The organism is uncultured Brevundimonas sp. (assembly GCF_937870815.1).
Lineage (GTDB): Bacteria > Pseudomonadota > Alphaproteobacteria > Caulobacterales > Caulobacteraceae > Brevundimonas.
The window spans coordinates 1-20,559 of the sequence record NZ_CALMZS010000103.1 but is presented as its reverse complement, the minus strand read 5'-3'; the positions used below and the strand labels follow the sequence as shown (position 1 = coordinate 20,559).

20 protein-coding genes and 1 tRNA gene are annotated in these 20,559 nt (G+C 70.0%); 9 read left to right on the top strand and 12 right to left on the bottom strand.

Annotated features, from left to right (window positions below):
• Positions 1-72 precede the first annotated feature (72 nt).
• Together Q0588_RS06680 and Q0588_RS06675 are read left to right on the top strand one after the other, a co-directional pair.
• Positions 73-261, top strand: a complete 189-nt coding sequence (locus Q0588_RS06680; protein ID WP_298744894.1) for a type II toxin-antitoxin system HicA family toxin — start codon at positions 73-75, stop codon at positions 259-261.
• 21 nt (positions 262-282) lie between these two features.
• On the top strand, positions 283-798 hold the full coding sequence (locus Q0588_RS06675) for a type II toxin-antitoxin system HicB family antitoxin (RefSeq protein ID WP_298744892.1): 516 nt from the start codon (positions 283-285) through the stop codon (positions 796-798).
• Here Q0588_RS06675 and flhB read toward each other — a convergent pair.
• From flhB to fliQ, 3 genes are read right to left on the bottom strand one after another with little or no spacing between them, the layout of a single operon-like run.
• On the bottom strand, positions 773-1,849 hold the full coding sequence (gene flhB / locus Q0588_RS06670; RefSeq protein WP_298744890.1) for a flagellar biosynthesis protein FlhB: 1,077 nt from the start codon (positions 1,847-1,849) through the stop codon (positions 773-775). The two genes, Q0588_RS06675 and flhB, sit on opposite strands and share 26 nt — an antisense overlap.
• A complete protein-coding gene (gene fliR / locus Q0588_RS06665) occupies positions 1,842-2,612 on the bottom strand; it encodes a flagellar biosynthetic protein FliR (protein ID WP_298744888.1) in 771 nt (256 codons plus the stop codon). The genes flhB and fliR overlap by 8 nt, the downstream gene beginning before the upstream one ends.
• 3 nt (positions 2,613-2,615) lie before the next feature.
• A complete protein-coding gene (gene fliQ / locus Q0588_RS06660) occupies positions 2,616-2,879 on the bottom strand; it encodes a flagellar biosynthesis protein FliQ (RefSeq protein WP_298744886.1) in 264 nt (87 codons plus the stop codon).
• A 169-nt stretch (positions 2,880-3,048) separates the two neighbouring features.
• Between fliQ and folE the strand changes: the two genes are divergently transcribed.
• On the top strand, positions 3,049-3,753 hold the full coding sequence (gene folE, locus Q0588_RS06655; protein ID WP_298744882.1) for a GTP cyclohydrolase I FolE: 705 nt from the start codon (positions 3,049-3,051) through the stop codon (positions 3,751-3,753).
• 87 nt (positions 3,754-3,840) lie between these two features.
• Here the strand turns inward: folE and Q0588_RS06650 are convergent, their stop codons facing one another.
• Genes Q0588_RS06650 through Q0588_RS06640 form a run of 3 tightly spaced genes read right to left on the bottom strand, consistent with a single transcriptional unit; the run spans position 3,841 to position 4,762 of the window.
• Positions 3,841-4,104, bottom strand: a complete 264-nt coding sequence (locus tag Q0588_RS06650; protein WP_298744880.1) for a DUF5985 family protein — start codon at positions 4,102-4,104, stop codon at positions 3,841-3,843.
• On the bottom strand, positions 4,101-4,370 hold the full coding sequence (locus tag Q0588_RS06645) for a DUF5985 family protein (RefSeq protein ID WP_298744878.1): 270 nt from the start codon (positions 4,368-4,370) through the stop codon (positions 4,101-4,103). The genes Q0588_RS06650 and Q0588_RS06645 overlap by 4 nt, the downstream gene beginning before the upstream one ends.
• Positions 4,370-4,762 (bottom strand): hypothetical protein, encoded by a 393-nt coding sequence (locus Q0588_RS06640; protein ID WP_298744876.1) that lies wholly within the window; start codon positions 4,760-4,762, stop codon positions 4,370-4,372. The genes Q0588_RS06645 and Q0588_RS06640 overlap by 1 nt, the downstream gene beginning before the upstream one ends.
• Positions 4,763-5,024: 262 nt before the next feature.
• Here Q0588_RS06640 and Q0588_RS06635 point away from each other — a divergent pair, with 262 nt between their 5' ends.
• From Q0588_RS06635 to Q0588_RS06625, 3 genes are read left to right on the top strand one after another with little or no spacing between them, the layout of a single operon-like run.
• Positions 5,025-10,829: a HAMP domain-containing protein gene (locus Q0588_RS06635; protein ID WP_298744875.1), complete on the top strand. Its 5,805-nt coding sequence runs from the start codon at positions 5,025-5,027 to the stop codon at positions 10,827-10,829.
• Positions 10,829-12,859, top strand: coding sequence for a response regulator (locus Q0588_RS06630; RefSeq protein WP_298744872.1), 2,031 nt, complete (start codon positions 10,829-10,831; stop codon positions 12,857-12,859). The genes Q0588_RS06635 and Q0588_RS06630 overlap by 1 nt, the downstream gene beginning before the upstream one ends.
• 53 nt (positions 12,860-12,912) lie before the next feature.
• Complete coding sequence (locus tag Q0588_RS06625; RefSeq protein ID WP_298744870.1) at positions 12,913-14,061, top strand: acyltransferase; 1,149 nt, start codon at positions 12,913-12,915, stop codon at positions 14,059-14,061.
• Between the two features lie 36 nt (positions 14,062-14,097).
• Here the strand turns inward: Q0588_RS06625 and fliE are convergent, their stop codons facing one another.
• The 3 genes from fliE to flgB are packed head-to-tail and all read right to left on the bottom strand — an operon-like array spanning position 14,098 to position 15,243.
• Positions 14,098-14,397, bottom strand: coding sequence for a flagellar hook-basal body complex protein FliE (gene fliE, locus Q0588_RS06620; RefSeq protein WP_298744868.1), 300 nt, complete (start codon positions 14,395-14,397; stop codon positions 14,098-14,100).
• 10 nt (positions 14,398-14,407) lie between these two features.
• Positions 14,408-14,794, bottom strand: coding sequence for a flagellar basal body rod protein FlgC (flgC, locus tag Q0588_RS06615; RefSeq protein ID WP_298744909.1), 387 nt, complete (start codon positions 14,792-14,794; stop codon positions 14,408-14,410).
• Between the two features lie 44 nt (positions 14,795-14,838).
• Positions 14,839-15,243, bottom strand: a complete 405-nt coding sequence (gene flgB / locus Q0588_RS06610) for a flagellar basal body rod protein FlgB (protein WP_298744866.1) — start codon at positions 15,241-15,243, stop codon at positions 14,839-14,841.
• Positions 15,244-15,405: 162 nt separating this feature from the next.
• On the opposite strand from flgB, the gene Q0588_RS06605 reads away from it, so the two are divergent.
• The 3 genes from Q0588_RS06605 (at position 15,406) to Q0588_RS06595 (ending at position 16,893) form a co-directional block, all read left to right on the top strand.
• Complete coding sequence (locus tag Q0588_RS06605; RefSeq protein ID WP_298744864.1) at positions 15,406-15,681, top strand: flagellar biosynthetic protein FliO; 276 nt, start codon at positions 15,406-15,408, stop codon at positions 15,679-15,681.
• Positions 15,682-15,701: 20 nt separating this feature from the next.
• Positions 15,702-16,493, top strand: coding sequence for a flagellar type III secretion system pore protein FliP (fliP, locus tag Q0588_RS06600; RefSeq protein ID WP_298744907.1), 792 nt, complete (start codon positions 15,702-15,704; stop codon positions 16,491-16,493).
• Positions 16,494-16,614: 121 nt separating this feature from the next.
• Positions 16,615-16,893 carry an HU family DNA-binding protein gene (locus Q0588_RS06595; protein ID WP_298744860.1) on the top strand — a complete coding sequence of 93 codons (279 nt, stop codon included), beginning with the start codon at positions 16,615-16,617 and terminating at the stop codon, positions 16,891-16,893.
• Positions 16,894-16,899: 6 nt separating this feature from the next.
• On the opposite strand, the gene Q0588_RS06590 is transcribed toward Q0588_RS06595, so the two are convergent.
• From Q0588_RS06590 to Q0588_RS06580, 3 genes are all read right to left on the bottom strand, one after another.
• The gene (locus tag Q0588_RS06590) at positions 16,900-19,764 is read right to left on the bottom strand and encodes a hypothetical protein (RefSeq protein WP_298744859.1); all 2,865 of its coding nucleotides are present in this window, start codon (positions 19,762-19,764) and stop codon (positions 16,900-16,902) included.
• 37 nt (positions 19,765-19,801) lie between these two features.
• Entirely contained in the window at positions 19,802-20,314 is a 513-nt protein-coding gene (locus Q0588_RS06585; protein WP_298744857.1) for a nicotinamide-nucleotide amidohydrolase family protein, read from the bottom strand.
• Positions 20,315-20,482: 168 nt separating this feature from the next.
• Positions 20,483-20,559, bottom strand: a tRNA-Arg gene (locus Q0588_RS06580).

Genomic DNA, 20,559 nt, shown 5'->3' with positions numbered 1-20,559 from the left:
CCAGGCCCACCTTCGTGTGTAGTCGTGTGTATTGAACTTGCCGCGGCAGGGTGGGTGTGTATAGATACACACATGAAGAGCGGCGACGTGATCCAGGCGCTCGAAGCCGATGGGTGGATGCGCGTGGCCCAGAAGGGGTCGCACGTCCAATTCAAACATCCGGCCAAACCGGGAAGGGTCACCGTCCCACACCCCCGGAGGGACCTGCGGATCGGGACCCTCAAGAGTATCGAGCGTCAGTCCGGCCTCAAGCTTCGTTGAGACCGGATGCAAGGAGTCCAAATGTCCACCGTCATCTATGTAGCCATCGTCGAGGGCGACCAGGACGGAGGCTATAGCGCCTTCTTTCCGGATCTCCCCGGGTGCGTGACCGCCAGCGACACGATGGTCGAGCTTCCGTCGGCCGCACGGGACGCATTGAGCCTGCATCTCCAGGGCATGGCCGAGGACGGGGTCGCCTTTCCCGAACCCACGGCCCTCGAGGACATCAGGGACGATCCCGAGGTGAAGGAGGCCGGCCGCATCCTGGTCGACGCCGAAGTCGAGGACACCCCGGTTCGGGTAAACATCTCGATCGGCGCCCAGTTTCTGAAGCGGGTCGATGTCGCGGCGGAAGCCTGCGGCATGTCGCGGTCGGGTTTCCTGGTCGAGGCCGCGCGTCTGGCCATGGAAGGGCGCGCACGGGCGCGAGCCGAGATCGGCGAGCCGGCCCGGGCGGAATCCAGCTTCCGCGGCGCTCGGGCGTCGGGCGCCGGCAAGAGGCGTCGGGCCCCTACCGGCCCTTCCGCGTCTGCATGACGAAGCCGATGACCCTGGCGGCGGCCTCGAAATGCTCGCGAGGGATGGTTTCGTCGACGTCGACGGCGGCGTAGAGGGCGCGGGCCAGGGGGACGTTCTCGACGACCGGGACCTTGTGCTCGCGGGCCACCTCGCGGATGCGCAGGGCGAGGGCGTCGACGCCCTTGGCGACGCAGACCGGGGCGGGGTCGCCGTCGCCCGGCTCGTAGCGCAGGGCCACGGAATAGTGGGTCGGGTTGGTGACGACGACCGTGGCCCGGGGCACGTTCTGCATCATCCGCTGGCGGCTGCGCTGGGCGCGGATCTGCTTCAGCCGGGCCTTGACGTGCGGATCGCCCTCGGACTGCTTGTAGTCCTCCTTGAGCTCCTCCTTGGACATCTTCATGCGCTCGGCGAAGCGGTAGCGCTGCCAGATGTAGTCGGCCCCGGCGGTGAAGCCGAGAAAGACCAGGGCCGAGACGACCAGGGCGATGGCGAGGTCGCGGGCCATGGGCAGGACCATGGCCGGGGGCATGGCGGCCATGGTCTCGAACTCGCGGACGTGCGGCTTCAGCACCAGCCAGCAGATCACGCCGACGGCGATCAGCTTGAGCAGGGTCTTGACGAACTGGACGAGGCCGTCCGGGCCGTAGATGCGCTTGAACCCCTTGAGCGGATTGATCCTGGACCAGTCGGGCTTGAGCTTCTCGCCGGTGAAGATGAGGCCGGACTGGGCCAGGTTGCCGCCGGCGCCGCCGACGATGGTGGCCAGCATCACGGCCCCCAGGAAGGGGGCGGCGGCCCACAGGGCGTGCGCCCCGATCTCGACCCCGGCGCCGGCGTCGAGCCCGCCCGTCATGGCGTGGGGGCTGGCGATGAAGGGCAGCAACTGTTCGGCCATCGAGGTCGCGAACCAGCCGCCGGACATCAGGATGACGGCGGCCGCGCCCAGCAGCGACAGGGCCGAGGCCACATCCGGCGATTTGGCGACGTCGCCCTTCTTGCGCGCGTCCGCGAGTTTTCGCGGGGTGGCCTCTTCCGTTTTCGACTCGGGATCGGGCGCTTCAGCCACCGGCGCCTCCCGCGAAGACGGCGGCCAGGGCGCGGTAGCGGTCGATGAAGACCGTGCCCAGAACGCCGAGGCTGAGGGCGAAGACCGACAGGCCGAGAATGATGCTGAGCGGGGCGGCGGCGAAATAGACCTGGAAGGCGGGCATGACGCGGCCGATCAGGCCCGAGGCCAGGTTGAAGATGATGGCGAAGACCAGCACCGGGGCGGCCAGCTGGACCCCGAGGGTGAAGGCGTCGGCGAGGCTGCGCACGGCCATGACGGCGAAGTCGCCGGTGACCAGCGGCCTGGCGGGCGCGATCAGCTCATAGGAGCCTACCAGGCCGGCGATGAACAGGTGGTGGGTGTTGGTGGCGAAGACCAGGGTGGTGCCGAGCAGCATCAGGAAGGCCGAAATGGTGCTGCCCGGCGAGGCCTGGGTCGGATTGGCGGTCTGGGCGAAGGCCAGGGTGGTCTGCAGGGCGACGATCTCGCCGGCGGTGGCCAGGGCGGTCAGGAACATCCGCAGCAGGGCCCCGATGGCGAGGCCGACGAGGACCTCGCGGATGATCCAGCCGGCCATGCCCCCGATCGTCGCGGGAAGGGCCGGCAGGCTGGCCGAGACCACCGGCCAGAGGGCCAGCGAGACGACCAGGGCGAGCGACAGGCGGATGCGCGGCGGCACATAGCTCTCGCCGACGCCGGGCAGCATCAGCAGCACCGCGCCGATGCGGGCGAAGATCATGGCGCCCTGCCAGACCTGGTCGGCGGTGGCCCAGGGCTCCACCGGCTACATGCCGGCGATGCGCGCGGCGATGGTCCGCATGAAGCCGCCCAGCATCGCCCCCATCAGCGGCAGGAACAGCAGCAGGGAGACGAAGATGGCGATGATCTTGGGCGCATAGATCAGGGTCTGCTCCTGGATCTGGGTCAGGGCCTGGAACAGGCCGATGACCACGCCGACGACGAGGCCGACGATCAGCACCGGCGCGCACAGCTGGATGGTCAGCCACAGGGCGTCGCGGCCCACATCCATCACTTCCGCGCCGTTCATGCCGCACCCCGGGACCCCGACCCCGCAGGGCCGTACTGCTACCGGGCAGAAAATGCCGGGAGCGTGGTTAATGGGGCGTTAGCGACGGCGGAGTGTTCCCCTTTCCGCCCGCCCGGCGCTAAGGGAATAGGACCACGCCGTTTCGCCCGCTCCAGCCGCAGGACCCGCCATGGATGACGCCCGCCCCTCCCGCGTTCAGAGCCCCGCCCACGATCCGGACTGCGATGGCAGCTGGGTCGAGCGCGAGGCCCTGGCCCGGGCCGCGGGGACGCCGTTGCCGAAGCGCGGCGGCCGGCGGCCCGAGGTCGATCTGCCGGGTGAGGACGAGGTGCGCGCGGCGGTGCGCACACTGATCCGCTGGACCGGAGACGATCCCGACCGCGAGGGCCTGGTCGACACGCCGGACCGGGTGATGCGCAGCTATCGCGAGATGTATGCGGGCTACGACGTCGACCCGCGCGAATATCTGGAGCGGACCTTCGAGGAGATCGGCGGCTATGACGAGCTGATCGTGCTGAAGGACATCCGCTTCGTCAGCGTCTGCGAGCACCACATGCTGCCCGTGATCGGCAAGGCGCACGTCGCCTATCTGCCGACCGACCGGGTGGTCGGCATCTCCAAGCTGGCCCGGGTGGTGCGCGGCTACGCCCGGCGGCTGCAGATCCAGGAGAAGATGACCGCCGAGATCGCCCGCGCCATCCAGGAGGTGCTGCAGCCCCAGGGCGTCGGCGTGGTCATCGAGGCGGAGCACAGCTGCATGACCCTGCGCGGCGTCAACGCCCCCGGGACCAGCCTGATCACCAGCCATCTGATGGGGGTGATCCGCGACGATCCGCGCACCCGCGAGGAGTTCCTGCGGCTGGCCCGCAGCTAGAGCCTGATCGGTTGAGGCGGAATCGTTTCGCGATTCCGCCGATGCCGTGAATCAGGCTCCAGTATAATGCTGGAGCGAAGATCCGGGTCAGGGGCGGCGCCGGCTCTTGCCGACAATGGCGACGATGATGATCAGGAAGGCCAGCAGGCGCAGCAGGTAGAAGGGGCTCTGCTCCTCGCGCGGAACCTCCAGCAGGGTGGTCAGCAGGGGCGTCGCCGCGAGCAGCAGAAAGGCGGCGGCGAAGGCGAGGAACAGCGCATCGGCGGTGCGGCGCCAGAATTTGAGGAAGAACACGGCCGCCACGGCATAGCCCATGATGATCGCGCCGCCGGTCACGAGGGTGAGATTCAACGGTCCACCTCCCAGATGAAGCCGTAGATCAGCACCCCGACGGCGGCCAGCGAGGTCAGCTGCCGCGCCAGCGACAGGTTGACCTCGGCCAGCACGACCATGTCGAGCACGACGAGCAGATTGTTGATGGCCAGCAGGGAGAAGCAGGCGGCGCTCCACAGCAGCAAGGGCTGACGCCATCGCCCGTACGACCGCACGAGCAGGGCCGCGCACACGGCGCTTGTCAGCAGGCACAGGCCGTAGACGGCCCCCGGTCCCCAGGCCATCACGACTTCCATCCTCCGAACCGGAACGAATCCGCGAAGCCCTGCAGCGGGTCGGACCGGCGCCGCGTGATCGTGTTGACGACGGCCACCGGCCGTTTCCTGTAGGCGGCGTCGAGCTCGTCGCAGAGTGCGCCCAGGGTGGGCGAGGCCGGCGCATAGCGGAAGCCTCCGTCGTCACGCAGGATCAGGCCCCCGCGTTCGAGACCGGCGAGACAGTCGCTGACCAGGGTGTTGTTGGCGCGCAGTTCGGCGACCAGCCGGTCGACCGGCCAGACGCGGCCGGGCTCGACGCGCAGCAGAAGCAGGGTCTCCAGCGCCCACACGGAGGGGACGGCGCTCTCGATGAACGCCGCGAGACCGGGGCTCAGCGGGTCCGGCGGGGGCGGATTCACACCGGCGGAGCGGGATTTGGCCGGAACGACATGACGCCGGACCCTAGCGCCTGATCCCCAAATGGCAACGCAAGAGATTTCGCCCGAGGCCGGGAACCAAGCCGAACCCTTGCGGTTTCTGGCAGTTGGTTCGGGGGAAGCAGCGCCATGGGGAGACGGAGCCAGGGAGACGGGTCGACGCCGGTCGAACCGCCCCCGCTCGCGTGATCTCGATGTCCTGCGCCTCCGGCTGACCGGTTTCGTCCGCTCCGAAGGTTGAAGAATGTCGATCGCCGCCCTGGCCCCCGAACCCGCCCTCGATTCGCGTCAGTTGCTGGCGGCCTTGCGGGCCTTCCGCCGCGGGGACTTCTCGGTCCGCCTGCCCGGGGGCCTGACCGGGATAGACGGGGAGCTGGCCGAAGCGTTCAACGACGTCGTCGAGATGAACGACCGGATGAGCCGCGAGTTCAGCCGCCTCGGCGAGGCCGTCGGCCGCCAGGGCAAGATCAACAACCGGGCCCGCGTGCCCTCGGCGACCGGCGCCTGGGCCGCCAGCGTCGACGCCGTCAACACCCTGATCGCCGACATGGTGCACCCGACCGCCGAGATGGCCCGGGTGATCGGGGCGGTGGCCAAGGGCGACCTGTCGCAGACCATGGACCTGGAGAATGAGGAGCGGCCGCTGCGCGGCGAATTCCTGCGCATCGGCCGGGTGGTGAACACCATGGTCGGCCAGCTGGGGTCGTTCGCCTCGGAGGTGACCCGGGTGGCGCGCGAGGTCGGCACCGAGGGCAAGCTGGGCGGCCAGGCCAATGTCAGGGGCGTGGCCGGGGCCTGGAAGGACCTGACCGACAACGTCAACTTCATGGCCGCCAACCTGACCGGCCAGGTTCGCAACATCGCCGAGGTCACCACCGCCGTGGCCAACGGCGACCTGAGCCGCAAGATCACCGTCGACGTCAAGGGCGAGGTGCTGGAGCTGAAGAACACCATCAACACCATGGTGGACCAGCTCAACGCCTTCGCCTCGGAAGTAACCCGGATGGCCCGCGAGGTCGGCACCGAGGGCAAGCTGGGCGGCCAGGCCCAGGTCAAGGGCGTGACCGGCACCTGGAAGGACCTGACCGACAACGTCAACTTCATGGCCGCCAACCTGACCAGCCAGGTGCGCAACATCGCCGAGGTGACCACCGCCGTGGCCAAGGGCGACCTGTCGAAGAAGATCACCGTCGACGTCAAGGGCGAGATCCTCGAGCTGAAGATCACCATCAACACCATGGTGGACCAGCTCAACGCCTTCGCCTCGGAAGTGACGCGGGTGGCGCGCGAGGTGGGGACGGAAGGCAAGCTGGGCGGACAGGCGCGGGTGGAAGGCGTCGGCGGCACCTGGAAGGACCTGACCGACAACGTCAACTTCATGGCCGCCAACCTGACCAGCCAGGTCCGCAACATCGCCGAGGTGACCACGGCGGTGGCCAAGGGCGACCTGTCGAAGAAGATCACCGTCGACGTCAAGGGCGAGATCCTCGAGCTGAAGGACACCATCAACGTCATGCTGGACCAGCTGAACGCCTTCGCCTCGGAGGTGACGCGGGTGGCCAAGGAGGTCGGCACCGACGGCAAGCTGGGCGGACAGGCGCAGGTCGAGGGCGTCACCGGGGCGTGGAAGGACCTGACCGACAACGTCAATCTGATGGCCGACAACCTGACCGGCCAGGTCCGCAACATCGCCGAGGTGACCACGGCCGTGGCCAACGGCGACCTGTCCAAGAAGATCACCGTCGACGTCAAGGGCGAGATCCTCGAACTGAAATCGACCATCAACGTCATGGTCGACCAGCTCAACTCGTTCGCCTCGGAGGTGTCGCGGGTGGCGCGCGAGGTCGGCACCGAGGGCAAGCTGGGCGGCCAGGCCAATGTCAAGGGCGTCGGCGGGGCCTGGAAGGACCTGACCGACAACGTCAACTTCATGGCCGCCAACCTGACCGGCCAGGTCCGCAACATCGCCGAGGTCACCACCGCCGTGGCCAACGGCGACCTGTCCAAGAAGATCACCGTCGACGTCAAGGGCGAGATTCTCGAACTGAAGTCGACCATCAACGCCATGGTCGACCAGCTCAACGCCTTCGCCTCGGAGGTGACCCGGGTGGCGCGCGAGGTCGGCACCGAGGGCAAGCTGGGCGGACAGGCCCAGGTCACCGGCGTGACCGGAACGTGGAAGGACCTGACCGACAACGTCAATCTGATGGCCGACAATCTGACCGGCCAGGTCCGCAACATCGCCGAGGTGACCACCGCCGTGGCCAACGGCGACCTGTCCAAGAAGATCACCGTCGACGTCAAGGGCGAGATCCTCGAACTGAAGTCGACCATCAACACCATGGTCGACCAGCTCAACGCCTTCGCCTCGGAGGTGACCCGCGTGGCGCGCGAGGTCGGCACCGAGGGCAAGCTGGGTGGTCAGGCCAATGTGAAGGGCGTGGCCGGCACCTGGAAGGACCTGACCGACAACGTCAACTTCATGGCCGGCAACCTGACCGGCCAGGTCCGCAACATCGCCGAGGTGACCACGGCGGTGGCCAAGGGCGACCTGTCGAAGAAGATCACCGTCGACGTCAAGGGCGAGATCCTCGAGCTGAAGTCGACCATCAACACCATGGTGGACCAGCTCAACGCCTTCGCCTCGGAGGTCACCCGCGTGGCCAAGGAGGTCGGCACCGAGGGCAAGCTGGGCGGACAGGCGCGCGTGGAGGGGGTCGGCGGCACCTGGAAGGACCTGACCGACAACGTCAACTCGATGGCCGCCAACCTGACCGGCCAGGTGCGCGGCATCGCCGATGTGGTCACCGCGGTCGCCAACGGCGACCTGAAGCGCAAGCTGACGCTCGACGCCAAGGGCGAGATCGCCTCCCTGGCCGACACCATCAACGGCATGATCGAGACCCTGGCCATCTTCGCCGACCAGGTCACCAACGTGGCCCGCGAGGTCGGCATCGAGGGCAAGCTGGGCGGACAGGCGCGGGTGCCCGGGGCGGCCGGCCTGTGGCGCGACCTGACCGACAACGTCAACCAGCTGGCCGGCAATCTGACCACCCAGGTGCGCGCCATCGCCGAGGTGTCGACCGCGGTGACCAAGGGCGAACTGACCCGCTCGATCACCGTCGAGGCCTCCGGCGAGGTCGCGGCGCTGAAGGACAACATCAATGAGATGATCCGCAACCTGAAGGATCAGACTCTGAAGAACACCGAGCAGGACTGGCTGAAGACCAACCTGGCCCGCTTTACGCGGATGCTGCAGGGCGAGCGCGACCTGGCCACGGTGTCGAACATGGTGCTGTCGGAGCTGGCACCCCTGATCAACGCCCAGCACGCCGTCTTCTACGTCGCCGACCGGGACGAACAGGACGAGCCGATCCTCGTGCTGGCCGCCGCCTACGCCTCGACCGAGCGCGAGCAGCTGTCCCCGACCTTCCGCCTCGGCCAGAGCCTGATCGGCCAGTGCGCCAAGGAGAAGGAGCGCATCCTGCTGACCAATGTGCCGCGCGACTATGTGCAGATCGGCTCTGGCCTCGGCGGCGCGGCGCCGCTGAACATCATCATCCTGCCGGCCCTGTTCGAGGGCGAGGTCAAGGCGGTCATCGAACTGGCCACCTTCGGCGAGTTCTCGGAGACCCACCAGTCGTTCCTGAGCCAGCTGATGGAGTCGGTCGGCATCGTGCTGAGCACCATCGCCGCCAACATGCGCACCGAGGGGCTGCTGAGCCAGTCGCAGCTGCTGACCGCCGAGCTCCAGGCGCAACAGGAAGAGCTGAAGACGACCAACGACCGGCTGGAGCAGCAGGCCGCCAGCCTGCGCCAGTCCGAGGAGCTGCTGCGCGCCAAGCAGGAGGAACTGCAGCAGTCCAACGCCGAGCTCGAGGAGAAGGCGGTCCTGCTGTCGGCCCAGAACAAGCAGGTCGAGGCCAAGAATTTCGAGGTCGAACAGGCCCGTTTCGCCCTCGAGGAAAAGGCCGAGCAGCTGGCCCTGACCTCGAAATACAAGTCCGAATTCCTGGCCAATATGAGCCACGAGCTGCGCACGCCGCTGAACAGCCTGCTGATCCTGTCGAAGATGCTCAGCGAGAACACCCAGGGCAACCTGACCGGCAAGCAGGTGGAGTTCGCCAAGAACATCCATGCCGCCGGCTCGGACCTGCTGGGCCTGATCAACGACATCCTCGACCTGTCGAAGATCGAGTCCGGCACCGTCACCCTGGACATCGGCGAGACGCGGTTCGACTCGCTGCGCGACCAGATGGAGCGGACCTTCGCCCAGATCGCCCAGGACAAGAAGCTGGACTTCCGCATCGACCTCGACCCCGCCCTGCCGCCGGCCATGTACACCGACGACAAGCGGCTGCAGCAGATCATCAAGAACCTGCTGTCGAACGCCTTCAAATTCACCGCTTCGGGCGAGGTGCGGCTGGGCGTGCGGCGGGTGGAGGGCGGCTGGAGCCCCGGCAACGAACACCTGAACACCGCCGGACAGGTGCTGGCCTTCTCGGTCGCCGACAGCGGCATCGGCATCCCCGAGGACAAGCAGCGGATCATCTTCGAGGCCTTCCAGCAGGCCGACGGCACGACCAGCCGCAAATACGGCGGCACCGGACTGGGCCTGTCGATCAGCCGCGAGATCACCCGCACCCTGGGCGGCGAGCTGAAGGTCGAGAGCGAGCCGGACAAGGGCTCGACCTTCACCCTCTATCTGCCGCTGATCTTCAGCCCGAGCCCGGCCACGGCGGGATCGGCGGGCCGCGACCCGGGCCAGACGGTCACCGTGCGCACCCTGCCGGTCGAGGAGGAGGTCGAGACGGTGGAGACCGTCAGCGACGACCGCGACAGCCTGGCCCCGGGCGAGCCGGTGATCCTGATCGTCGAGGACGACCCGCGCTTCGCCTCCATCCTGCTGGCCGTGGTCCACGACCGCGGCTTCAAGGGGATCATCACCCAGCAGGGCGCGGCCGTGGCCTCGCTGGCGCGCCGCTACACGCCCGAGGCCATCATCCTCGACGTCGGCCTGCCCGACATGGACGGGCTGGCGCTGCTGGACCTGCTGAAGCGCACGCCGGAGACGCGCCACATCCCGGTGCATGTGATGTCGGCCGACGACCAGGCCTCGCTCGGCCTGGCCATCGGCGCCTTCGGCTTCACCCCCAAGCCGATCGACCGCGACGGCGTCGTGGCCAGCCTCGACGAGGTGCGGACCTTCATGACCTCGACCGACCGGCGGCTGATCTTCGTCGGGCCGAGCGGCCCGGCCGCCTCCAGCCTGAAAACCGCCTTCCGGTCGGTGACCCGCGTCGACAGCCTGAAAGGCCTCGCCAAGGCGAAACTCAAGCCCTCCGACAGCCTGGTCGTGGACACCGCCGCCACCCCCGTGCCGGCCCTGGCCGACTATCTGAGAGAGGCCGGCCGCCCCGTGCTGGTCTATGCCGAGGAGCGGCTGGACGCGGCCGACGAGCGCCGGCTGCGGCTGGCGGTGTTCAGCGGGCGGGCCCGGCTGGCGCGGACGCCGGAGCAGCTGCTGGAGCAGGCCACCCTGCTGCTGCACGCCCCGACCGACCGGCTGTCGGAGCAGGCGCGCGCGACCCTGGCCCAGACCCGCAAGGAGGACGCCATCCTGACCGGCCGGACCGCCCTGGTGATCGACGACGACATCCGCAACATCTTCTCCATGGCCAGCGCCCTGGAGGAGTTCGGCGTCGACCTGCACTACGCCGAAAGCGGCCGGGCCGGGCTGGACCTGCTGCGCCAGCATCCGGAGATCGACATCGTCCTGGTCGACATCATGATGCCCGACATGGACGGCTACGAAACCATCCGGGAGATCCGCTCGATCGCCCGGTTCGCCGACCTGCCGATCATCGCCGTCACCGCCAAGGCGATGAAGGGCGACCGCTCGAAATGCATCCAGGCCGGGGCCTCGGACTATGTCTCCAAGCCGGTCGACATCGACTATCTGATCTCGGTGATGCGGGTGTCGATCCAGCGCACCGACGCACAGCGGCTGGCCGCCGCCCCGGCCCCGCGCGCCACGGCGGACGCCTGATGCCGGGACCCCGCCGGAAACCCGCCGCGCCCCCGCCGCTGAAGGCGCGGGTGCTGATCGTCGACGACGACGAGCGCAACGCCTTCGCGGCCTCCGAGGCGCTGGAGGTGCTGGGCCATGAGCTGGTCGTGGCGCGTTCCGGCGAGGAGGCGCTGCGCCTGCTGCTGGCGCAGGAGTTCGCGGTCATCCTGCTGGACCTGCACATGCCGGGCATGGACGGCTATGAGACGGCGCGGCTGATCCGCGAGCATCCGCGTACGCGGGACACGCCGATCGTCTTCGTCACCGCCGTGTTCCGCGACGAGTCGCACATCTTCCAGGCCTATTCGGTCGGCGCCGTCGACGTGGTGTTCAAGCCGGTCGACCCGTTCATCCTGCGCTCCAAGGTGGCCATCCTCGCGGACCTGCACCTGAAGACCATCGAGGTGCGCCGCCAGGGCGAGGAGCGCTCCGCCCTGCTCGAGGAGAACGCCCGCATCAGCGAGGAGAAGCTGGCCGCCGAACTGGCCCTGCGAACGACGCGGGAGCGGCAGGACGGCATCCTCAAGTCGCTGCCGGTGGTGTTCACGGCGCGGACCAGCGTGCACCCGTTCGGGGTCAGGTTCGTCAGCGACAGCATCACGCCCCTGACCGGCTTCGAGCCGCGCCGGTTCGTCGAGCAGCCGGAGATCGGACTGGGCCGGATCCATCCCGACGACGTGGAGGGGGTGGTCAACTGCCTGCTCAAGGCTTCGGAGACCGGCGCCTACGCCTGCGAATACCGCTGGATGTGCGCCGACGGGCAGTACCGCACCTTCCTCGACCAGGGCGTCTGGACCGTGGACGAGGACGGCGAGAGCCAGATCCTGGGCACCCTGCTGGACGTGACCGAGCGGCGGCATCTCGAGGAGCAGCTGACCCAGGCGCGCAAGATGGAGGCCGTCGGCCAGCTGACCGGCGGCGTCGCCCACGACTTCAACAACCTGCTGACGGTGGTGCTGGGCAACGCCGACATCCTGCTGCGCCGGATCGAGGACCAGCCCCATGTGGTCAAGCATCTGGCCGCCATCCGCGCCGCGGCCGACAAGGGACAGACCCTGACCCGGCAGCTGCTGGCCTTCTCGCGGCGGCAGCAGCTGAACCCGAGCGTGGTCGACCTCAACGCGCTGATCCGCGACTTCCTGCCGCTGATGAAGCAGGCCGTCGGCGAGGGCGTGGCCATCGAGCTGGAGCTGGAGGCGGAGCCGCTGCACGCGCTGGTCGATCCGACCCACCTGGAGACGGCCCTGCTGAACCTGGCGGTCAACGCCCGCGACGCCATGGACAGCGACGGCGTCCTGACCATCAACGCCCGGCGCGCCGCCCATGACGACGGCGACTTTGGCGAGATCCGCGTCTCCGACACCGGTTCGGGGATGAGCGCCGAGGTCGCGGACCGCGTATTCGAGCCGTTCTACACCACCAAGGACATCGGCCGCGGCTCGGGCCTGGGCCTGTCGCAGGTCTACGGCTTCGTGGCGCAGTCCGGCGGCCGGGTCGAGGTGGACAGCGCCCCGGGACAGGGGGCGGCCTTCACCCTGACCCTGCCCCTGACCACCGAGGCGCCGGGCGAGATCGCCGCCGCCGACGAGCCGGCCGAGGCGGAGACGGGATCGGAGCGGATCCTGATCGTCGAGGACGATCCGGCCGTGCTGAGCGTCTGCCTCGACATGCTGAACGGCCTCGGCTACCGCTGCGAGGTGGCGGCGGACGCGGCCGGGGCCCTGCACCGGCTGACCGGCGACCAGGGCTATGACCTGCTGTTCTCGGACGTGGTCATGCCCGGCGGGCTGAACGGCATCGAGCTGGCGCGCCGGGCCCAGGCGATGCGGCCGGAGCTCAAGGTCCTGCTGACCTCCGGCTATCTGGGCGACGCCGTCCAGGGCCTGTCCCACGAGTTCGCCCTGATCGAAAAGCCCTATGAGCGGACGGCGCTGGCGACCCGGATCCGCAGCGTGCTGGCCCATCCGCCCGGCGCGCGCGCCGTCGCCATGGAGGCCTCGTCCGGCTGACGGCGACACACGGCCCGATCCTTGCGGAATTCGCCCCCAAGGAGGCGTTTCCGATGGCCTGGACGGCGATTACGACCCGGAATGAGACACTGCCCATCGTCCGGGGCGGCTGGCTCGACGCGCTGCGGTTCATCGTGGCCGGGCTGATCATCCTGCACCATTTCCAGGGCGCCGGGCCGATCGCCCTGGCGGAGGGGCTGCATCCGGTGTTCGAACGGGGCGGCTTCCTGCTGACCAACTTCTTCCTGATCGACAGCGGCTATGTGCTGATGCGGGTCTATGGCGCCCCGGTCGCCGGGGGGCGGATGTCGGCGACGGACTTCTTCCTCAAACGCTACCTGCGGGTGCTGCCGGCCCACCTGATCATGGGGGTCGGGCTGGTGGCGCTGATCGTCGGCGGCGGAGCCCTGGGCTTTTCGCCGCGGGCCCCCGAGTGGTTCCGCTGGGACCAGCTGCCGGCCCAGCTGACCCTGACCCAGGCCTTCGGCGTGCCCGGCGGCCTCGGCTGGAACGCGCCGAGCTGGTCGATCTCGGCCCTGATCGGCTGCTATCTGGCCTTCCCGTGGCTGCTGAAGGGCATCGCCCGGCTGGGACCGTGGAGCGTGCTGGCGCTGGGCGTCGGCGGCTATCTGCTGGTCAACCAGCTGACCTGGAGCCTGCTGGGCTATCCGGTCTACCAGATGCCGATGGGCTACGGCTTCATCCGCGCCCTGCCCCTGTTCGCGCTCGGCATGGCCCTGGCCTGGTTCGCCCAGAAGGTCTGGATCAGCCCGAGGCTGGCGGGATGGGCCGGAATCGCCGCGGCGCTGCTGCTGGCCTTCGTGCAGTTTTTCGACAAACACGCCCTGGTGTCGCTGGCCTGCATCTCGGTGATCATCCTGGCGGCCGGCGCGACGCCGACGCCGCGGCCCTCGAAATGGGTCGAGAAGGCCGCGCAGGTGTCGTTCTCCATGTTCATCACCAACGAGGTGGTGCGGATCGCCTGGTTCGGCGTGGCCAATGTGGCCATCGCCCGCCTCGCCCTGCCGGTCGCGGCGCAGTGGGCGCTGTGGGCCGGCGGCGTAGCCGCGGCCTTCGCCTTCGCCTTCCTGTTCCATTTCGCCGTCGACAACCCGATCCAGGCGCGCATCCGCGGCTGGCTCAAGGGCCGGCCGGGGCGGCCGGCGCCCGCGGCCCAGCCGGTGGTCTCCCTGGAGGGCTAGAGGCCGTCTCCGCGGCCGGCGGCGCCGAAGTCCGGCTCAGATCGGCATCCGCATGATCTCCTGATAGGCGGAGATGACCTGGTCGCGCACGGCCATGACGGTTTCCAGCGAGGCCTCGGCCGAGGACACGGCGGTGACCACGTCGATCAGGCTGCCCTGACCCTGGACCATGGCGGTCATCTGGGTCTCGGCGGCCTTCGAGGTCTGGGTCATGTCGCCCACGACGTTGCTCAGCAGGTCGGCGAAGCCGGACTGGACGGGAGCCGCCGCGGGAGAGGCCGGCAGGGCGCCGCCCTGGACCGCCGCATAGGCCTTGGCCGCCATCAAGGGATTCATCGCTCAGCCCCTATTTCTTCAGCAGGTCGAGGGTGCGGGCGTCCATCGACCGCGCCGTCTCGATGACGTTCAGATTGGCCTCGTAGGCGCGCTGGGCCTCGCGCATGTCCATGGCCTCGACCAGGGTGTCGACGTTGGGGCGCAGCACATAGCCCTCGGCGTTGGCGGCCGGGTGCGACGGGTCGTATTCCGAGCGGAAGTCGGACTGGTCGGCGCGGACCTCGGCGAGGGTGACGCCGGTGGCCCCGTCGATCTCGCGCGCCTGGAAAACCGGAATCTGGCGGCGGTAGGGTTCGCCGCCGGCGACCTGGGCCGTCGACTGGGCGTTGGCGATGTTCTCGGCGATGACGCGCATGCGCGACTGCTGCGCCTTCAGGGCGCTGGCGGCGACGCTCATGGCGCTGTTCCGGGGCGGCACGGGGTCGGTCATCGGCTACTCCCTCAGCGGCCCGGCGGCTTGGCGGCCAGGCGCAGCATCTGCATGGATTTCTGGTACAGGCCGATGGCGGCGTCATAGGCCATGCGGCTCTCGGCCATCTTCAGCATCTGCTCCTCGACCACCACCGAATTGCCGTCGAGCGTGGTTTCGGAATCGGGGGCGCTGCGGGCCTCGAAGCGGGCGGCGGGCGCGGCCGGGGCGATATGCAGGGCGCTGGTCCGGGCCATGCGCAGACCGCCGCCGGCGCTCAGGGCGGCCGCGAAATCGGCCGGCTGGTTCAGGTCGCGGCCGACGTAGCCGGGCGTATCGGCGTTGGCGACGTTCTCGGCGATGACCCGCTGGCGTTCGTCCAGCCAGGTCAGGCGGCCCTTGATCTGGTTGAGCAACGGCAGGTCGGCGATGGCCAAGGGCGTCTCCTCCCCTCTGCGGAGCGGGCGCGATTCGCCCACGGTTCGATGGGCAGAAACTGCCGCCTGCATGGTTAACGCCAGGTTATCTCAACCGCTCGTTAACCATGATCGGCAAGGCTGCAGAGGCCGGACAGGCTTCGCCGGCGGGGCGGCTGTCGCATGAATTTCCTCGATCTGTTGCGGGCGCTGTTCGCCCTCGCCATCACCCTCGGCATCATCGGACTGGCCGCGTGGGCGGCCCGCCGCTACGCGCCGCAGATCATGGCCCGCCTCAGCGCCGAACGCGGCGAGCGGCGGATGAAGGTGGTCGAGACCCTGGTGCTGGACCCGGCCCGGCGGCTGGTCCTGGTCCGGATCGACGACGAGGAGCGGCTGCTGATCCTCGGCGAGGGCCGGGAGCTGATCGAGCCGCGCGGGCCGGAGGCGGGACGGTGAGGCTGAAGGGCGTCTTCGTCATGCCCGACCGCGCCGGGCTGAAACGGGCCGCGCTGCTGTCGCTGCTGACCACCGGCCTGTGCCTGCTGTGGCCGCTGGCGGCGCTGGCCCAGGAGGCCGCCCAGTCGGGCGCGGCCATCAATGTCGACCTCGGCACCGGGGCCGGCCTGACCGAGCGGGTCGTGCAGCTGGTCGGGCTGATGACGGTGCTGTCGCTGGCCCCGTCGATCGTGATCATGACGACCAGCTTCGTGCGTATCGTGGTGGTGCTGTCGCTGCTGCGCACCGCCCTCGGCATGCAGCAGGCGCCGCCCAACGCCGTGCTGGTGTCGCTGGCCCTGTTCCTGAGCGCCATCGTCATGGCCCCGACCTGGCAGGACGCCTATGATTCGGGCATCCGCCCGCTGCTCGACCAGCAGATGGAGCTGCCCCAGGCCTTCGACGCGGCGTCGGAACCTGTGAAGACTTTCATGCTCGGCCAGGTCGACCGCGACGACCTGGCGCTGTTCGTCCGCCTGTCCAATGTCGAGACCGCCACGGCCCCCGCCGACCTGCCCCTGCGGGTGGTCACCCCGGCCTTCATGATCAGCGAGCTGAAGCGCGCCTTCGAAATCGGATTTCTCCTTTTCGTTCCGTTCCTTGTAATCGATCTTGTGGTCGCCAGCGTGCTCATGTCGATGGGCATGATGATGCTGCCTCCGGTGGTGATCTCGCTGCCCTTCAAGCTGATTTTTTTCGTGCTCGTGGACGGCTGGAGACTGGTCGCCGGCAGCCTCGTGGAGAGCTTCCAGCGCGCCTCCGGCGGCGGATAAATCCCCATCCCGTGGGGGTTTGAACGGCAAAGTCGCTTGCCAAGGGAAGAAAAAGCGGCGTCAATCCATCCGTCATCGCCCTTGAATCGCGGGGCGAGCTTCAATCGGGAAACAACCCACAATGACCACTCAAGCCGAACTGATCGCCGCCGTCGCCAAGGACGCGGGCGTCTCGCAAGCCGACGCCGGCAAGGTCCTGACCGCCATCGTCGAGAACATCCACAAGGCCTTGAAGTCGGGCGGCGACGTACGCATCTCGAACCTCGGCGTGTTCGACACCGCCGCCCGGGCGGCCCGTGAAGGCCGCAATCCGGCCACCGGCGCGACCATCAAGATCGCCGCCTCCAAGGCCGTGCGCTTCCGCGTCTCCAAGCCGCTCAAGGACGCGGTCAACAAATAGGCGGGATCAGGCGGCGGGCCGTGCGGCCCCGGCCGCCGCCGCAGTCTGCGAACGGGCGGGGGCCGCGGGCCGGTCCCCGCCTGTTTTCCGTCTGAGCTCGGCCTTCATGGTCGCGACCCAGCCGGCGAAGGTGTCGGCCGAGGCGGCCAGGGCGGCGAAGTCGCCGGCGGAGGCCCCGGCCTCGCCCACGTCGAGGGCGACGGCCAGGGCCGGCTTGGACCGGGCCGCGGCGATGAACGGCCGGTAGTTGCGCGCCAGGCGCGCCAGGGCTCCGGGGTCGCGGCCCAGGGAATAGCCGACGCCGGCGCGGATCAGCCGGGCCTCCTCGTCCGCGCTGAGGGCGGCCGGGTCCCGGAAGCGGTCGCCGAGCCGGGCCTCATACAGGGCGCCGGCCTCGGCCCATTTCTCCTGCTTCCACAGCACCTCGGCCCGGACCTCGCGGGCCGCCGGCCCCGCATCGGAGCCCAGCACCTCGAGGGCGTGGTCGTAGCGGCCCAGTCCGGCCAGGGCCCGCGCCTCCAGCGCCCGGCGCTCGGCGTTGAGGGCGGAGGGCAGCAGGGTGGTGCGCGACGTCCAGATGGCCTGCAGCGCGGCCTCGGACTGGCGATCCATCAGATAGACGGCGGCCAGGTCGGTGGCGACCTGGGCCTTGGCCACCCCGTCCAGCCGGTTGTCGACCTGGTATTTGAGCAGTTCCGCGGCCTGGTCGAGCAGGTCGACGTCGACCAGCCGGCGGGCGAGGCGGCGGACCATCTCGTCGCCGTCCGCGCCGATCGGGGTCAGTTCGCGGAAATCGTAGAACAGGCCCAGCGCCTGGACCGGCTGCAGGCCGTCGGCGCCGCCCTCGAGGAACAGCATGCGGAAGGCCGCGGCGAGGTCGGCCTGGATGTCCGAGGCCCCCGGCAGCCGGTTCAACCCGGGGCCGGCGCCCTTCAGCGCCGTCAGGGCCTCGCGGTAGAGTCCCTGCGACAGGTAGAGCTGGCCCAGCTGGCGCATCACGGCCAATTCCGTGGCGTCGCCGCGCCAGCGCCAGCGCAGGCTCTCCAGCGCGGCCGCGGCGTCGGCGGGCTTCAGGGCGCCCCGGGCCAGCGAGAGGCGGACCACGGCCAGTCTGGCGGGCACCGCAAGGCCGTCCATCGGGGCCCGGCCGATGACGCTGTAGAGGGCCAGGGCCCGGTCCGTGCGGCCGTCGAGCTCGAACAGCCGGGCCTGGACCAGGCGGGCGGCCAGCTGGTCCGCGGCGGGGGCGGCCTGGCTGAAGCTGTAGGCCAGCAGGGCGCGGGCGGCGTCGAGGTCGCCGGTCTCCAGCGCCGACAGGGCGTGGGCGGCGCCGAAGCGGGCGCGCCAGGCCGGCGGAAAGTCGTCGACCGCCCGGGCCCCGGCCGCGAAGGCCTGGCGGGCGGCGAGGTGGTCGCCCTGGGCCGAGGCCATGTAGCCGCGCCAGACGGCCGAGGCCGGATCCCCGGCCACGGCGGCGGAGGCGAAGTCGGCCTGGGCCTCCTCGAAACGGCCGATCGAGGCGCGGGCGGCCCCGCGCAGGCCGCGCAGCTCGGGTTCGCCGGCCATGTTGGGAGCCTTGGCGACAATGGCGTTGAGCACCCCCACCGCCTCATAGCCGAGTCCGGAACCGACGAGGAAGCGGGCGAAGGCGAGCCGGGCCTCGACCGGGGCGCGGGGATCGTCGGCGGCGGCGGCGATCTCGGCGGCGGCCGCGTTCTGCAGCTGGCGGTAGCGGGCCGGGAAGCCGGCGTGGCCCGCATCGGCCCATCCGGCGAGGATCAGTCCGGGGTGGCGGGCGCGCGCCGGGGCGCCGCCGGCGGGGGCCGCCTCGCGCCCGGCCGAGGGCGGCGACAGGGTCAGGCCGCCCGGGCGGCTCAGGGTCACCAGGTCGCCGTCCGTGTGAATGGAGAGGTCGGCGGCCGCGGTCTCCACCGCCAGCCCGTGGGCGGTCGGCAGCAGGGTCAGGTCGACGGTCCTGCGCCGGTCGCCGAAGCCCTTGCCGGGGGCCAGGGCGGTGACCGCGGCGAAGCGGTCGCCGACCAGCGGATCGGTCAGCCAGACGGCCCTGGTGGCCCCGGCCATGCGGGCGACGAGGGCCGGATCGCCGGTCGGATCGCGGTCGATGCTGACGCCCTCGACGGCGACCGGCGGCCCGCCGATGGTCACGGTCCAGGTCGCGCCGTCGGCCATGGCCGAGACCGGCGCGCCGCGGGGCGCGGCGACGCGGACGGCGACGTGATCGGGTCCGGCCGCCCAGTGGATGCCGGAGGCGGGGCCCAGCCGCGCGGCCCCGGACAGGTCGAGCCGGGCGGGCGTGTCGAAGACGATCCACACCGCCTCGCCGCGCCGGAACACGGCGGCCCCGACGGGGGCGGACCAGCGGAAGGCCAGATGGACCCTGCCGGCCGAAGCCTGGGCGACCACCGGCACGGCGGCGGCCGATCCGGGGCGGGGCGCGGGGGCCTCGGGGTAGAGGTTCACATAGACGGCCCCGTCGGCGCTGCCCGACCGGGCCCCGGCCCCTTCGGCCAGGGTCAGCACCAGTTCCGTCGCGCCCGGCACGGCGCGGGTCTCGACCCTGCCCACCCCCCTCGGCGGATCGACCTTGAGGCGCGAGACGTCGGGAGCCGCCGTGGAGCCGATACGGACGATGACCTGGTCGCCCTCGCGGCGCACGCGCGAGCGGGCCCCGATCACCCCGGCGAATTCGATACGGGTGAATCCGGCGTTGGCGCCGATGCGAATGGTGACCGGATCCGCGGCCGCGGCGGCTTCCTGGGCCAGCGGCGCGAGCGGCGCAAAGGCCACCGCCCCGGCCACGGCGACGGCCGTGGCGGATTTCAGGATAGGCTGTGAGGAGGCCCCGGACATGCGCGCCCACCCTCGCGCGCGTCGCCTTTCAACGCGGTTAACGGTTGGTGACCGCGCGCTCCAGCAGGCCGAGCGCGACCCGCAGGCATTCCAGCCGCACCGGGCCCCTGCCGATGTCGCCGAAATGATGTTCCTCATGCACCGTCGGAGCGCCGGCCGCGGCGGCGGCGAAATGGACCAGTCCGGGTTCGTCGTCCGGTCCCGCCGGTCCGGCGAAGCCGGTGACGGCCACCGCCACGGCCGCGCCCGAGGCCCGCAGCGCGCCCTCGGCCATGGCCCGGGCGACCGGTTCGGAGACCGCGCCATCGTGTTCGATCAGCCGGGCCGGCACCGCCAGCTCCTCGACCTTGGCCCCGTCGGTATAGACCACATAGCCGCGCTCGAAGACGTGCGAGCGGCCCTCCACGTCGGTCAGCACCGAGGCGAGCAGCCCGCCGATGCAGCTCTCGGCCGTGGCCAGGGTGAGGCCGCGGTCGCCGGCGGCCTCGAGCACCCGCTCGATCAGGGCCTCGACGTCATGGGGAAGGGCGGGGCCGAGGGTTTCGGTCATGATCGGCCAACGGCCACGCTACGCGCCGCGTTCCCGCGACAATGAGACCGCTTGCCGGGCCCCGGCCCGCGCCGGCTGGCTGGCCGCCGAACAATATGCCCGCAAGGCCGCCCCGCCCGGATGGAAGAGCGTCGGCAGGCACGGCGACGGGTCGAAATGGCGGTGAGGTGGCGACCCCGGCAGGACTCCAACCTGCGACCTCGGCTTTAGGAAAGCCTTGCTCTATGCAGCTGAGCTACGGGGCC

Bases quoted from the DNA above. Each gene is read 5' to 3' on its own strand.
- Q0588_RS06680 (WP_298744894.1), top strand. From the start codon at position 73: ATGAAGAGCGGCGACGTGATCCAGGCGCTCGAAGCCGATGGGTGGATG.
- Q0588_RS06675 (WP_298744892.1), top strand. From the start codon at position 283: ATGTCCACCGTCATCTATGTAGCCATCGTCGAGGGCGACCAGGACGGA.
- fliQ (WP_298744886.1), bottom strand. From the start codon at position 2,879: ATGAACGGCGCGGAAGTGATGGATGTGGGCCGCGACGCCCTGTGGCTG.
- folE (WP_298744882.1), top strand. From the start codon at position 3,049: ATGGATGACGCCCGCCCCTCCCGCGTTCAGAGCCCCGCCCACGATCCG.
- Q0588_RS06645 (WP_298744878.1), bottom strand. From the start codon at position 4,370: ATGGCCTGGGGACCGGGGGCCGTCTACGGCCTGTGCCTGCTGACAAGC.
- Q0588_RS06635 (WP_298744875.1), top strand. From the start codon at position 5,025: ATGTCGATCGCCGCCCTGGCCCCCGAACCCGCCCTCGATTCGCGTCAG.
- Q0588_RS06630 (WP_298744872.1), top strand. From the start codon at position 10,829: ATGCCGGGACCCCGCCGGAAACCCGCCGCGCCCCCGCCGCTGAAGGCG.
- Q0588_RS06625 (WP_298744870.1), top strand. From the start codon at position 12,913: ATGGCCTGGACGGCGATTACGACCCGGAATGAGACACTGCCCATCGTC.
- fliE (WP_298744868.1), bottom strand. From the start codon at position 14,397: ATGAATCCCTTGATGGCGGCCAAGGCCTATGCGGCGGTCCAGGGCGGC.
- flgC (WP_298744909.1), bottom strand. From the start codon at position 14,794: ATGAGCGTCGCCGCCAGCGCCCTGAAGGCGCAGCAGTCGCGCATGCGC.
- Q0588_RS06605 (WP_298744864.1), top strand. From the start codon at position 15,406: ATGAATTTCCTCGATCTGTTGCGGGCGCTGTTCGCCCTCGCCATCACC.
- fliP (WP_298744907.1), top strand. From the start codon at position 15,702: ATGCCCGACCGCGCCGGGCTGAAACGGGCCGCGCTGCTGTCGCTGCTG.
- Q0588_RS06595 (WP_298744860.1), top strand. From the start codon at position 16,615: ATGACCACTCAAGCCGAACTGATCGCCGCCGTCGCCAAGGACGCGGGC.
- Q0588_RS06590 (WP_298744859.1), bottom strand. From the start codon at position 19,764: ATGTCCGGGGCCTCCTCACAGCCTATCCTGAAATCCGCCACGGCCGTC.
- Q0588_RS06585 (WP_298744857.1), bottom strand. From the start codon at position 20,314: ATGACCGAAACCCTCGGCCCCGCCCTTCCCCATGACGTCGAGGCCCTG.